Source organism: Citrobacter sp. Cpo045 (assembly GCF_030332875.1).
GTDB lineage: Bacteria > Pseudomonadota > Gammaproteobacteria > Enterobacterales > Enterobacteriaceae > Citrobacter > Citrobacter portucalensis.
Map to the genome: position 1 here is coordinate 1 of NZ_JAOWGZ010000070.1, position 12,322 is coordinate 12,322.

At 49.5% G+C, this 12,322-nt stretch carries 15 protein-coding genes; 3 read left to right on the top strand and 12 right to left on the bottom strand.

Annotated elements, in window-relative coordinates; translation table 11 throughout:
• The 4 genes from OGY13_RS01835 to OGY13_RS01850 form a co-directional block, all read right to left on the bottom strand.
• On the bottom strand, positions 1–266 hold a 266-nt coding region (locus tag OGY13_RS01835; RefSeq protein ID WP_032255513.1), incomplete at its 3' end, for an IS5/IS1182 family transposase.
• A 45-nt stretch (positions 267–311) separates the two neighbouring features.
• Positions 312–1,871 carry a fimbria/pilus outer membrane usher protein gene (locus OGY13_RS01840; RefSeq protein WP_286637521.1) on the bottom strand — a complete coding sequence of 520 codons (1,560 nt, stop codon included), beginning with the start codon at positions 1,869–1,871 and terminating at the stop codon, positions 312–314.
• Between the two features lie 26 nt (positions 1,872–1,897).
• On the bottom strand, positions 1,898–2,617 hold the full coding sequence (locus OGY13_RS01845; protein WP_213752461.1) for a fimbrial biogenesis chaperone: 720 nt from the start codon (positions 2,615–2,617) through the stop codon (positions 1,898–1,900).
• Between the two features lie 103 nt (positions 2,618–2,720).
• Positions 2,721–3,278 carry a fimbrial protein gene (locus tag OGY13_RS01850; protein ID WP_079934862.1) on the bottom strand — a complete coding sequence of 186 codons (558 nt, stop codon included), beginning with the start codon at positions 3,276–3,278 and terminating at the stop codon, positions 2,721–2,723.
• Between the two features lie 549 nt (positions 3,279–3,827).
• On the opposite strand from OGY13_RS01850, the gene araJ reads away from it, so the two are divergent.
• Positions 3,828–5,000, top strand: coding sequence for an MFS transporter AraJ (araJ, locus tag OGY13_RS01855; RefSeq protein WP_032942515.1), 1,173 nt, complete (start codon positions 3,828–3,830; stop codon positions 4,998–5,000).
• 27 nt (positions 5,001–5,027) lie between these two features.
• Here araJ and mak read toward each other — a convergent pair whose 3' ends face one another.
• On the bottom strand, positions 5,028–5,936 hold the full coding sequence (gene mak / locus OGY13_RS01860; RefSeq protein ID WP_057068902.1) for a fructokinase: 909 nt from the start codon (positions 5,934–5,936) through the stop codon (positions 5,028–5,030).
• A gap of 91 nt (positions 5,937–6,027) precedes the next feature.
• Between mak and rdgC the strand changes: the two genes are divergently transcribed.
• Positions 6,028–6,939: a recombination-associated protein RdgC gene (rdgC, locus tag OGY13_RS01865; protein WP_003021479.1), complete on the top strand. Its 912-nt coding sequence runs from the start codon at positions 6,028–6,030 to the stop codon at positions 6,937–6,939.
• Positions 6,940–6,989: 50 nt separating this feature from the next.
• On the opposite strand, the gene ppnP is transcribed toward rdgC, so the two are convergent.
• The 5 genes from ppnP to OGY13_RS01890 all read right to left on the bottom strand — a co-directional run bounded on the left by ppnP (position 6,990) and on the right by OGY13_RS01890 (position 9,675).
• A complete protein-coding gene (gene ppnP, locus OGY13_RS01870) occupies positions 6,990–7,274 on the bottom strand; it encodes a pyrimidine/purine nucleoside phosphorylase (protein ID WP_003021477.1) in 285 nt (94 codons plus the stop codon).
• A 71-nt stretch (positions 7,275–7,345) separates the two neighbouring features.
• Positions 7,346–8,023, bottom strand: a complete 678-nt coding sequence (locus OGY13_RS01875; protein ID WP_003830963.1) for an AroM family protein — start codon at positions 8,021–8,023, stop codon at positions 7,346–7,348.
• A 246-nt stretch (positions 8,024–8,269) separates the two neighbouring features.
• Positions 8,270–8,461 (bottom strand): protein YaiA, encoded by a 192-nt coding sequence (gene yaiA, locus OGY13_RS01880; RefSeq protein WP_003021472.1) that lies wholly within the window; start codon positions 8,459–8,461, stop codon positions 8,270–8,272.
• A gap of 26 nt (positions 8,462–8,487) precedes the next feature.
• The gene (aroL, locus tag OGY13_RS01885; protein WP_008783910.1) at positions 8,488–9,033 is read right to left on the bottom strand and encodes a shikimate kinase AroL; all 546 of its coding nucleotides are present in this window, start codon (positions 9,031–9,033) and stop codon (positions 8,488–8,490) included.
• Between the two features lie 186 nt (positions 9,034–9,219).
• Positions 9,220–9,675 carry a YaiI/YqxD family protein gene (locus tag OGY13_RS01890; RefSeq protein ID WP_008783909.1) on the bottom strand — a complete coding sequence of 152 codons (456 nt, stop codon included), beginning with the start codon at positions 9,673–9,675 and terminating at the stop codon, positions 9,220–9,222.
• A 273-nt stretch (positions 9,676–9,948) separates the two neighbouring features.
• Between OGY13_RS01890 and proC the strand changes: the two genes are divergently transcribed.
• Positions 9,949–10,758 carry a pyrroline-5-carboxylate reductase gene (gene proC / locus OGY13_RS01895; RefSeq protein WP_008783907.1) on the top strand — a complete coding sequence of 270 codons (810 nt, stop codon included), beginning with the start codon at positions 9,949–9,951 and terminating at the stop codon, positions 10,756–10,758.
• Positions 10,759–10,775: 17 nt separating this feature from the next.
• Here proC and adrA read toward each other — a convergent pair whose 3' ends face one another.
• Both adrA and psiF read right to left on the bottom strand, forming a co-directional pair.
• Entirely contained in the window at positions 10,776–11,891 is a 1,116-nt protein-coding gene (gene adrA, locus OGY13_RS01900) for a diguanylate cyclase AdrA (RefSeq protein WP_095533161.1), read from the bottom strand.
• A 91-nt stretch (positions 11,892–11,982) separates the two neighbouring features.
• Positions 11,983–12,303 (bottom strand): phosphate starvation-inducible protein PsiF, encoded by a 321-nt coding sequence (gene psiF / locus OGY13_RS01905; RefSeq protein WP_003830956.1) that lies wholly within the window; start codon positions 12,301–12,303, stop codon positions 11,983–11,985.
• Between the last annotated feature and the right edge of the window lie 19 nt (positions 12,304–12,322).

Genomic DNA, 12,322 nt, shown 5'->3' on the forward strand with positions numbered 1-12,322 from the left:
AGGCGCATGGAGGCGATTTCGTACAGGGCATCTTCCATGGCACCGTCGCTCAGGTTGTACCAATGCTGCATGCAGTGAATACGCAGCATGGTCTCCAGCGGATAGGGCCGTCGGCCATTGCCCGCCTTGGGATAAAACGGCTCGATGACAGCGGTCATATTCTGCCATGGCAGAATCTGCTCCATGCGGGAGAGGAAAATCTCTTTTCGGGTCTGACGGCGCTTAGTGCTGAATTCACTATCGGCGAAGGTGAGTTGATGGCTCATGATGTCCCTCTGGGATGCGCTCCGGATGAATATGATGATCTCATATCAGGAACTTGTTCGCACCTTCCCTAGCTCATTCAGGCTCTGGCTGATATTTACCTGAAAGCGGCTACGACGGTTATTGGTATTGCGATAAGCATAAAAACTGTCGTCATCAATATCGTTAGTTCGGTTATTTAACGTTTCCGTAAACGTATAAAAATTACGGGTAGAGTAACGATAACTCGCAAGCGTAAGATTGGTGTTGGTCGTATCGATATTCTTCGCATACTGGGCACGATAAGACATCCCCTGCCAGACGTTATCAGCCACTTCGCTTCTGGCCGTTGTGGCATCAAACGAAAACGCGCCAAAATCATGAAGATCAATACCAAAACCTAATGCCGCGGAACGATAAAAATCACTGCCCAACACGCCGCTATACACGGTAAAACCATAAGGCAACCCATAGATAAGTTGCGCTTCGACCAGATTAGGATCCTCTGATGTATCATTATTTTGGTAATGCCCGGCGGCAACGCTATATTGCAATGCCCCCTGTCGCTGCATGATAGGTAAAGAAGACGACGTCTGAACGAAGCTACGCTCACTCCCATCAGCCTCCGTGATTGTTATATCGAAATCACTGCCGGAAGATACCTGCGGTATATCCGTAATTTCAAACGCCCCTGCGCTGACATAGGTTTGATAGAGAGTGTAGCCATTTTGCTTAATGGTCACCTTAGCATCGCTTTTCGCAATCCCCCGGATCACCGGCGCAAACCCTTGTTGGCTATAGGGCAGCATAGCGGTATCTGTTTGCAGACGAATACCACGAATCGGAAGGCTGTCAAAAATATCTCCCGCAGTAGAGCTATCGCCGAGCGTAAGTTGGCTACGCAGGCGCTTTATATCCCGCTGAATATACGTCGAAATGTTTTCCCAACCATCTCCGCTTTGGTAATTTCCATTGTTTCGTATGCGCCACGGCCCTACATTCAGTCCACTGTTTAAACTCAGGTAATTTTGTGTCGACGAGCCCTGAGAGCTGTAGTGTGTTTTAGAGCCGCTATAGTAATAACCCAACAGGGCAGCAGGTATCCCATCATCCCAATTATCAGGGTCGATATACCCCTGCACTTCCTGATTAACAGCAACTTGCGGAACACGAATATCCAGCCGTTGTTGCTGAGTGGAGAAAGTCCAGGAAGCCTCTTCAATGTAACGTCCGATATCATCAACCGTGGCGTCATCAGACATCGTTTTCATCAATGGCATTTTGCTGACATTGACGCCATAGGCGGCCAGTTCTGATTTTTTTAACACGGGAATGAGTGCGGTATGGGCTTCATTAAGCACATACGTCACATTCTTTTTTTCAACAAAATGATTATTAAAATAAACAGAACTGAGGTAGACGCCTGGTGCAAGCGCATTATCGTCTAAAAAAGTACGGATCGCCTCTGCGCTGTCTATTGGGGAATCAAAACGTAGCGCATCAATATTAAACTCATCATCAGCAACTTGTGATTCAGCGATACAAAACGGACTACACAACATCAATGCGGCGGCAATAGCTGATAATTTCAATGAGAGAATTTCATGATAATTATTGATAGGCCGCATATTGTGGATATCCTTATCCGCCGAATTTAAAGTGACTTTTCCTGTTCGGAAGTGGCATTACCGTAGTCGTCAATTGCGCTCCACCGAACAGACTTAGCGTTCCCACCCGGTAGGGAATAGATCATTTTTGAATAGGGTGAAATCATCATAGACACAGCAGAAAGCGTATCTTTCGGCGGCTTTACCTCTTTGCCGTCAACGGTCATATTATGCAAAGAAATATAGTATGCCGTCGGGTTATCCACAGCCAAACGTCCACCTGAAACCGAAAATATCAGGCTTTTGTATGCTTCTTGCGCGTCGTTTTTATTTAATCCCTTTGGTCGCCATATCAGCTTAATACGACTGCGGGTAGCCAATTGTAGCTTACTTTGTTGTACTAACACTTTAGGCGTCGCTTCGATAGACTTGATATTAGCCCAAAAAATTTGTTCACGATCTTTTGTCAGGATGCCATTTTTATCGACTGAGATAAAATGCAGGATATTTGTCTGTCCGCCAATAAGTTTAAATAACGGAGGAGTAATAATAAGAGGAGGCTTACTTTTATCATTCTTATCGAAGTTATCAACCCATGCCTGAACAAGCTGATTTCCATTACCCGTATTTTTTACCGTTGCCTGAACTTCATCTACATCTCCAGGATAAATAATACGCGTATTGCTAATTTGCACCCCCGCCGAAGCAGCGTTTTGAAAAAGAATGAATATTGCTGAAAACAGCAAACCAGAAATGTTGAGATTCATCATTCATCCCTTATGGCTAAATCTCGAAAAGAATTACAGGACATACCCTGATTATCCTATGGCATATCCTGTCTGGACTTACATCACTCCCACTCTACATCCCTTATGGATAGTAAATGGTATAGGTTGTGGTTGCGGCAAACTCGCCGCCTTTGATACTCGCCGGATCAACGGTTGCCACAACTTTTGATGTGAAGTTAAACGTCAGGTCATTTTCTTCGCTTGCCCCGGTCGTTTGAGCAAAAGCAGAGTTCGCTTCGTCGTTAAAAACGACTTTATCATTGCTGGCATCAGCGCCATAAACCACAATACCAACACCGGTATCAACGCCGCCAGTAAGCGCTTTCAGCTGCGTATTTTCCGTTGCGGTATCACCTGCAAAGGTCAGGTTTACCACAGTATTTGCCGGGCACTTAGTCAATTTAATTGCAAATGGCTGAACCTGAGACGCTTCTTCGCCAATACCAGCAAAGGCGTTCGTCCCCAGCGGGGTAAAGGGTACCTGAACATCTTCGCTGTCTGTATCAACCTGGCAAGGTGGGTTAATAATAGTACCGGTAAAAGTGACGGTGCCCTGGTCATCAGTTAAGTCTGCCGCATGCGCAACATTGATAGCCGCAACAAGCAACAAAGAGGCAGAAAGGAGTACTTTCTTTTTCATGTGAAATTTCCCTATAATAAATTTTATTATCTTTCGAATGCTGCCTCTGAAATTTCCGCCAAAGACTTTTGCATATAAAAATCCCAAACAGTCCTCAGAAGAGGTCCGAAAGATAGAATTTTATGCGTTCTAACCCAATGGATATTGTGGTCGGCATATATAATATAATATGATTTTTATTTCATCAATAGCACAAAGACAAAAAACAATACCATTATAAAACAGTAAGTTAAAATAAATTAATCGCACAAAGAAAAACAATATTTAAATAATATATAGCTATGCGCTTTATATATAAAAAATAAATCACTATTGATTCATATACGCTATGAATACAATAATCCATTCCCAACCAGAAATCGCCCATCAATAAATTATTATTTTAGTGTATTTTATATATTGAAAAGACTACAATTCCGAGTCCGTATGTTATCGGCATCTAACATGCAAATAATTGCTTTCAAGAATAATTGCAATCGTTCGTTCAGACTTCACAAATATGATAGCATTAGCCCTACTTAGCTGTTGTTGCTGTGTATGACAGGTGGTATGAAAAAAGTCATTTTCTCTTTAGCCCTGGGGACGTTTGGGCTGGGCATGGCCGAGTTTGGCATCATGGGTGTACTCACCGAATTGGCGCGGGACGTGGGAATTTCCATTCCTGCCGCTGGCCATATGATTTCGTTTTACGCCTTTGGCGTGGTGCTTGGCGCGCCCATTATTGCACTCTTTTCCAGCCGCTTTTCGCTCAAGCATATTCTGCTGTTTCTGGTCACGCTGTGTGTGATTGGCAACGCCATTTTCACCCTCTCCTCTTCGTATTTTATGCTGGCGGTGGGCAGGCTGGTTTCAGGCTTCCCGCACGGCGCATTTTTTGGCGTTGGCGCAATTATCCTGTCGAAGCTCGCCCGCCCGGGAAAAGTCACCGCCGCTGTCGCGGGCATGATTTCGGGTATGACCGTTGCCAATCTGGTTGGCATTCCCGTCGGCACCTGGCTGAGTCAGGAATTTAGCTGGCGCTATACGTTCCTGCTGATTGCCGTCTTTAATATCGCCGTGATGGTCTCGGTCGCTTTTTGGGTGCCCAACATCAGCGATGAAGCAAAAGGAAACCTGCGCGAACAATTTCACTTTTTGAAAAGCCCCGCCCCGTGGCTCATTTTCTCCGCCACCATGTTTGGTAACGCCGGGGTTTTCGCCTGGTTCAGCTATGTCAAACCATACATGATGTTCATCTCCGGTTTTTCCGAAGCGCTGATGACCTTCATCATGATGCTGGTAGGATTAGGAATGGTGTTGGGAAATCTGCTGAGCGGTCGGCTGTCTGGTCGCTATACGCCGCTGCGCATTGCGGTGATAACCGACTTCGTGATTGTGCTGGCTCTGCTGTTGCTCTTTGCCTTTGGCGGGATCAAAGCCGCGTCGCTGACCTTCGCCTTTATTTGCTGCGCGGGCCTGTTTGCCCTGTCGGCACCGCTGCAAATTTTATTGCTGCAAAATGCTAAAGGAGGAGAGCTGCTGGGTGCGGCTGGCGGGCAAATTGCCTTTAACCTCGGCAGCGCGATTGGCGCCTACAGCGGTGGCATGATGCTGACGCTGGGCTTTGCCTACAACTACGTGACGCTGCCGGCGGCACTGCTGTCGTTTTCTGCGATGTCGTCACTGTTGCTGTACGGTCGCCTGAAGCGCGCAGTACCCCAGATGACACACGCTGCCGGATAGCATCTGCGCTACCCGGCTACGCGAACCTTACTCCTGCGGCCACAGCCAGGCCGCACCGCGTACACCGCTGGAATCCCCGTGTAGCGCCTTGCGTAGAGGCGTTTCGCATTCGCCGCCAAAGACAAACTGCTTAATCAACGTCGGAACGTTTTGATACAGTCGGTCGACATTGCTCATTCCGCCCCCCAGCACAATGACGTCCGGATCGAGAATATTCACCACATGTGCCAGTGATTTCGCCAGACGACGCTCATAGCGGCTCAACGCCTGCTCCGCAAGAGCATCCTGCGCAGTAACAAGACTGATAATTTCATTGCCTTTGAGCTGCTTACCGCTCAGACGCTGGTAGTCGGTGGCAAAGCCGGTCCCGGAAATGAAGGTTTCAATGCAGCCTTGTTTACCGCAATAACAGGGGACTTCCTGTCGGAAACACAGCTCATCTTCGTCCATCCATGGCAGCGGATTATGCCCCCACTCGCCCGCGGTACCGTTACCGCCCGTGTGCGCCCGACCATTCAGTGCCACGCCTGCGCCACATCCAGTGCCGATAATCACCGCAAACACGGTTTGCGCCCCGGCCGCCGCACCATCCACTGCTTCTGAAACCGCCAGACAGTTGGCATCATTTGCCAACCGCACTTCACGATTCAGACGCGAACTCAGGTCTTTGTCAAAAGGTTGTCCGTTAAGCCAGGTTGAGTTGGCATTCTTTACTACCCCGGTGTAGGGCGAGATTGAACCTGGAATGCCCATTCCCACGGTTCCCGTCTGCCCGGTGGCGTTTTCCGCCATCTCCACCAGCGTGGCGATGGTTTCTATCGTTTGCCGATAATCATCACGCGGCGTGGGCAGGCGATGGCGAAAAAGCTGTTCGCCCGCATCGCCAAGCGCAATAACTTCCGTTTTCGTACCGCCCAAATCGATACCTATACGCACTGTTTGCTCCTCTTCCCGATTAACAATGCAAGCATAGCGACAATTCGCTATCATGCCCGCTGGATTTAACGACAAGGCCGTGGAAATTATCATGCTGTGGTTCAAAAATTTAATGGTTTACCGTCTTAGCCGCGATGTTTCTTTGCGAGCCGAAGAGATGGAAAAACAGCTGGCATCAATGACGTTCACCCCTTGCGGTAGCCAGGATATGGCAAAAATGGGCTGGGTTCCGCCGATGGGATCGCACAGCGATGCATTAACGCATACCGCCAATGGCCAAATTATTATCTGCGCCCGCAAAGAAGAAAAAATTCTGCCGTCGCCGGTTATCAAACAGGCGCTGGAAGCCAAAATATTCAAACTGGAAGCTGAGCAAGGTCGTAAACTTAAGAAGACCGAAAAAGACTCGCTGAAAGATGAAGTTCTGCACTCATTGCTGCCGCGCGCCTTTAGCCGCTTCAGCCAGACAATGATGTGGATCGATACCGTCAACGATCTGATCATGGTTGATTGTGCGAGCGCGAAAAAAGCCGAAGATACGCTGGCGCTGCTGCGTAAGAGTCTCGGTTCGCTGCCGGTCGTTCCGCTGACGATGGAAAACCCTATTGAGCTGACGCTGACCGAATGGGTTCGCTCCGGCACCACGGCGCAGGGCTTCCAACTGCTGGATGAAGCTGAACTGAAAGCGATCCTTGAAGACGGCGGTGTGATCCGCGCGAAAAAACAGGATCTGGTCTGCGACGAAATCGCCGTGCATATCGAAGCGGGCAAACTGGTCACTAAGCTGGCCCTCGACTGGCAGCAGCGCATTCAGTTCGTTATGTGTGACGACGGCTCCATTAAGCGCCTGAAGTTCAGCGACGAGCTGCGCGATCAGAATGAAGATATCGACCGCGAAGATTATGCTCAGCGTTTTGATGCCGATTTCATCCTGATGACAGGCGAACTGGCGGCGCTGATTAAAAGTCTGGTGGAAGGATTAGGCGGCGAAGCGCAACGTTAAGCCGTGTTTAGCGAATGGCGACTCAATATCGCCATTCGTCATTTTTACGCTTACAGGTAACGGCAAAGATAGGATGTTGGCTCTGCTACCTGCAGATGAAACTCGCTGTTGCCCGGTACGTTAAACACGTCTCCTGCGGCATACACTTTCCACTCGGTTTCCCCTGGCAGCAGCACGTTCAGTGCGCCACTAACTACCGTCATCTCTTCAGGTGCCGCAGTACCAAAGGTATATTCACCTTCAGCCATCACGCCTACACTGGCGCGGCCAGTACTGCTGCTGGTAAAACCGATCGATTTTACTTTGCCGGAAAAGTATTCATTACTTTGAAGCATACAACTGGCCCTATCTCGTGATTAAGTTAGGAACCAATATAGGGGGCTGACGTTCCACCTGTCACGCAAAATTACGCCAGCAATTCCGAAGCCAGTCGGGCAATCAACACATTGGACAGCAGAACCGGGACATCCAGCGACTTTTGCAGTAAATCACGATGACGTTGATGAAACCCCAGGCAGTCCAGCATAAGAACATCAGCACCTTGCTCAAGGAGATATTTCCCGGCATCAATCAGCTGTTGTTCTGAACCTTCTACTGGATTCGCCACGGCGTACACTGGCGGAGTTTGTAACACCTGCCACTTTTGTGTCTGGGCTTTGAGCAATTCAGCAACAGGTACAATGACCCCAACCTGATGCCCTTCGACAATCGAAGCCACTAACGGGGGAATAATGCGTATAGGTTCCAACAAGATACTATTGCGGGCGGTCAGACGGGTAATTGAGGCGGTACTCATCAGCAGGATCACATCAAATCCCTGATTATCGAGAACCTCCACAATGCTTTGCAGCGAGCGTTCCACTTTCTGACGTGAGACATGAGCAAGTTGGTGGTCGCTAAGCAGCGTTAATAACAGCTCGTCACCGGGTGAAGCCCCGTACTCGGCCATCACATCTTCTCGCTGCATCTGCCCCAGCAGACTGTGGTGAGTAATGTGCTGTTCATCAATATATTCCGTCAGGAGCGGTAACATCTCACACATCGGCACAACGCCAATCGTGAGGATAGCCAACGACGTACTCATTTGTTGCTCCACCGTCTTCTTACTTTGCTGTGAAATCCCGGATAAGTGCCGGGCGCTGACCTGTGCTACAAATGCTCAAAAGCGTAGCAGTAGATCGGCGGTGTATTGTGTAAAGATTCCAGATCATTCCAGTACTGGATTGTTATTGTTTAATTTTCAATTTTTACTGTATACGGCGAAATTTAAAATAATGTGATGCACGCCCGGACTGGCACTTTTAAGACTCGTGCCAGAGCGGTCTTCATATCAGGTTTTATCGGGGTCTTCGTAGCGTTTTTTAGCATCCATCGCTTCCTGAGCTGAAGGATGCTCACTGATCAACGAATTCGGTTTAGGGTGGTCGGCACGAAGTTGATACCAGGTTACCGTCTGGCCTGGCGTCCCTTTTTCAACCGTAACAATGGTCGCTTGACGTGGGTAAGGTGGTTGCGTCGGCATAGTTCTTCCTTTTCACTGGATGAACATTAAGTATAGACACCGCCCTGCAACCGTGGCGCTGCCTGCGCCAGTATCCCAAGAATGTCTTCCACTACCTGCGAAGGCGGATTGGTGGCATCAACGATATAGTGCGCAGCCTCACGATACAGAACATCACGCTGGGCGAGCACTTCCTGAACCTCTTCGGTCAACGGTTTGCCGGTTAGAGTCGGTCGTAATCCTTCTTCAGGCGTGGCCTCCAGACGATCAACCAGTACCGATACCGGTGCGCTTAGATAGATAACCACGCCGTGGCTACGCATGTAATGACGATTAAATTCGGTAAGAATGATACCGCCGCCGGTCGCAACAACTGTGGCAGGAGCGGTGACAGCCTGCAGAGCGGTCGTTTCCTGGGCACGAAACCCTTCCCATCCTTCTCTTTCGACGATTTCCGCCACGGTCATTTGCACGTGCGATTGCAACCAGCGATCGGTATCAACGAACTGGAAATCAATAGCCTTTGCCAGCGCCATACCGGTTGTCGTCTTACCACACCCCCGGGGGCCAACAAGAAAAAGAGGTTGCGTCATCACAGAATTTCCCCAGAGAGCCGCCAACAAGCGGGATCTGATGCGGTTAAAAATATAATCATATCATCAAACTAGTACATCGCCAAAACTGTAAAGAAAAAATTACAGAAAGAATGGCGAGATGAGTTAACCCCTACTATAACAAGAATTCACAATGAATAAAGTGTAAATAATAAATTACACACCCTATTTTCTACGCTGAACTTCCAGCCACCACTTATCCAGTTCAGCCGCAAAATGCTGTCTGTCGCGGGGCGAAAGGCTGTCCGGCCCCCCGGTCTGGATACCGCTGGCTCGCAGTGTATCCATAAAATCACGCATCATCAGACGCTCGCGGATCGTGGCTTCGGTATAGCGTTCGCCGCGCGGGTTAAGCGCCGCCGCACCTTTTTCAATCACTTCAGCCGCCAGCGGAATATCTGCCGTTATCACTAAATCACCGGCGCTGCACTGACGCACAATCTCGTTATCAGCCACGTCAAAGCCCGCAGGCACACGTAATGTGCTGATGAAACGCGAAGGCGGGACGCGCAGGCTTTGGTTGGCCACCAAAACAAGCGGCATTTGCATGCGCTCAGAGGCGCGGTACAAAATGTCTTTAATCACATTCGGACACGCATCGGCATCCACCCATATTGTCATAACTTCTCCCCACTGGTGTGCTGTCGCACATTGTCGCGTGCTTTTACTTTCAGGCAAAGTGCTGTTTCTCCTTCTGAACATATTCATTCCGCGCTAAGCTTAGCTTTCCCAGATTTACCCTAAATAATTCGGGTTGCAGGCAGGCGGCAAGAGAGTGAGTCCGGATGAGCTTACTCTGGTAAGTGATTCGGGTGAGCGAACGCAGCCAACGCACATGCAACTTGAAGTATGACGGGTATAAAACAATGAATATCATCCATAGGGAGTGACAAGATGGACAAGAAAATTGGTTTTATCGGCTGCGGTAATATGGGCAAAGCCATTCTTGGCGGCATGATCGCCAGCGGTCAGGTTCTCCCCGGACAAATCTGGGTCTACACCCCTTCCCCCGATAAGGTCGCCGCGCTACACGACCAGTACGGCATTAATGCGGCGCAGTCTGCACAAGAAGTCGCGCAGATCGCTGATATTGTTTTTGGGGCCGTAAAACCAGGCATCATGATTAAGGTGCTGAGCGAAATTACCTCCAGCCTGAACAAAGATTCCCTTGTCGTCTCGATTGCCGCCGGTGTTACCCTCGATCAGCTTGCCCGCGCGCTGGGTCATGACCGTAAAATCATTCGCGCGATGCCAAACACGCCATCGCTGGTGAACGCCGGAATGACCTCCGTCACGCCGAACGCCTTAGTCACGCCAGAAGAAACAGCCGACGTGCTGAATATCTTCCGCTGCTTTGGTGAAGCAGAAGTCATTGCGGAGGCAATGATTCATCCGGTCGTTGGCGTCAGCGGTTCAGCACCGGCCTATGTATTTATGTTTATCGAAGCGATGGCAGATGCCGCCGTTCAGGGGGGGATGCCCCGCGCACAGGCTTATAAATTTGCAGCACAAGCGGTAATGGGTTCGGCGAAGATGGTTCTGGAAACGGGTAAACATCCTGGCGAATTGAAGGATATGGTGTGCTCGCCAGGTGGAACCACCATTGAGGCGGTACGCGTCCTGGAAGAACGCGGTTTCCGTTCATCGGTGATTGAAGCGATGATTAAGTGCATGGAGCAGTCGGAAAAACTCAGCCGCTCCTGAGTTAACACCGCCGGACGTCAGGCCGCCGCTTCAGTGCGGTTACGTCCGGAATTCTTTGCTTTGTAGAGAGCCATATCTGCTGATTTTAACCATTCTCGATAGTGTTCAGTTTCAGACGTCAGCGGCGCAACGCCCACGCTAATGCGCAGGTCAACCTGCGGCGCGCAAGATAAACGCAGTTGGGTAAGCCGTTCGTGAACACGAGACATCGCTGCAATCGCGCTGCTCGCTGACGTGCCACACATGATTACCGCAAACTCATCACCGCCAAAGCGACCAATCACATCGCTACCGCGTAAGGTCATCTGTAACTGGCGGGTCAGTGCAACAATGGCCTGATCCCCGACGTCATGGCCCCAGGTATCATTGATACTCTTAAAATGGTCGATATCGATGATAAGGAGCGTGGCATCACGCTGATGGCGGCGGCAATTATCAAATTCATTCCGCAGCAACAGTTCCCAATGACGTCGGTTATAAACCCCGGTCATCCCATCTCGCGTACTCATAACCTGTAAGCGACGTTTATGTTCTGCCAGCCTGATGAGCGTCTGGTAACTCACCCAGGCAAATAGCAACGGGTAAACCACTAACACCGGCAGCGACAGCAGCACACTCAGTTGCGTACTGCTAAAAGCCACGGGAATATCCGTTAACTGTAACGTCACCAGGCAGGAAACCACCATCAACACGGCGCCTGCGATGAAGACACGCATACCCCCTGCGCCCATCAGGTTGATACAGATAATCATCAACAGCGCCGTGGATGGCAGCAAGTTTATCCCCATAATCCCCATCCACATCCCGGCGAGGATGGCATCGGCTTTTAAGTTGGTATATTCGCTATGCAGTGGATCGATAGCTTTACTTGCCAATTGCCATGCCAGATGCGGCCAGACAAACGCCCATCCCACCAGCAAAAGCCACCAGCCTCCGGTTATTGGCTGAGAAACTAATACCGACGCGATAGGGAAAAACATTCCCCCCAGTCCCACCGCTCGCGGCAGCCTGATTCGTCGGGCAAATCGCAGACCGGAACGTTGGTGGTCATTTTGATGAAGCAATATAAATGCTTCATTCGGGACGACCTTCTTTTGATAAAAGTTTTCATCATTCATCGTATTTGGGAATATTCTGAAACAAATTTCCCAAATTATAGGAAGGGGTCTGGTGGCGGAAGTATGATATTTCGGGTGAGCGATTTTACCTGCTCACCCGGAAGTGCTAAGCAGATTTTTTCAGGCAAGCGCTCATAAACTTATTACGATCATCGCCTTTCAGAGACTGCTCCGTCGCCTTGACGTTGCATTCACGCATTTTCTGCTGCTGCGGCGTCAGGCTCTTTTCCTCAGGCGCAGATTTACTGTTTTTCAGGCAATCACTCATATAGGTCTTACGCGCATCCCCTTTTAAGGTCTGCGCCGTGGCCTGCTGATTGCAGGTGGTCATACGCTGTTGTTGCGGGGTTAACGTCTTCTCGGCAGCACCGACGGTAGTTAAAAAAATCAGACCAAAAAGTAACGTCATTAATAATGTAATTTTCATAGCACCATCCTTTTCTGAA

What these genes read in the sequence shown, in the direction of transcription:
- proC (WP_008783907.1), top strand. Translation starts at nt 9,949, where the DNA reads ATGGACAAGAAAATTGGTTTTATCGGCTGCGGTAATATGGGCAAAGCC.
- OGY13_RS01890 (WP_008783909.1), bottom strand. Translation starts at nt 9,675, where the DNA reads ATGACAATATGGGTGGATGCCGATGCGTGTCCGAATGTGATTAAAGAC.
- yaiA (WP_003021472.1), bottom strand. Translation starts at nt 8,461, where the DNA reads ATGCCGACGCAACCACCTTACCCACGTCAAGCGACCATTGTTACGGTT.
- aroL (WP_008783910.1), bottom strand. Translation starts at nt 9,033, where the DNA reads ATGACGCAACCTCTTTTTCTTGTTGGCCCCCGGGGGTGTGGTAAGACG.
- araJ (WP_032942515.1), top strand. Translation starts at nt 3,828, where the DNA reads ATGAAAAAAGTCATTTTCTCTTTAGCCCTGGGGACGTTTGGGCTGGGC.
- OGY13_RS01840 (WP_286637521.1), bottom strand. Translation starts at nt 1,871, where the DNA reads ATGCGGCCTATCAATAATTATCATGAAATTCTCTCATTGAAATTATCA.
- OGY13_RS01875 (WP_003830963.1), bottom strand. Translation starts at nt 8,023, where the DNA reads ATGAGTACGTCGTTGGCTATCCTCACGATTGGCGTTGTGCCGATGTGT.
- OGY13_RS01850 (WP_079934862.1), bottom strand. Translation starts at nt 3,278, where the DNA reads ATGAAAAAGAAAGTACTCCTTTCTGCCTCTTTGTTGCTTGTTGCGGCT.
- OGY13_RS01845 (WP_213752461.1), bottom strand. Translation starts at nt 2,617, where the DNA reads ATGAATCTCAACATTTCTGGTTTGCTGTTTTCAGCAATATTCATTCTT.
- ppnP (WP_003021477.1), bottom strand. Translation starts at nt 7,274, where the DNA reads ATGCTTCAAAGTAATGAATACTTTTCCGGCAAAGTAAAATCGATCGGT.
- rdgC (WP_003021479.1), top strand. Translation starts at nt 6,028, where the DNA reads ATGCTGTGGTTCAAAAATTTAATGGTTTACCGTCTTAGCCGCGATGTT.
- psiF (WP_003830956.1), bottom strand. Translation starts at nt 12,303, where the DNA reads ATGAAAATTACATTATTAATGACGTTACTTTTTGGTCTGATTTTTTTA.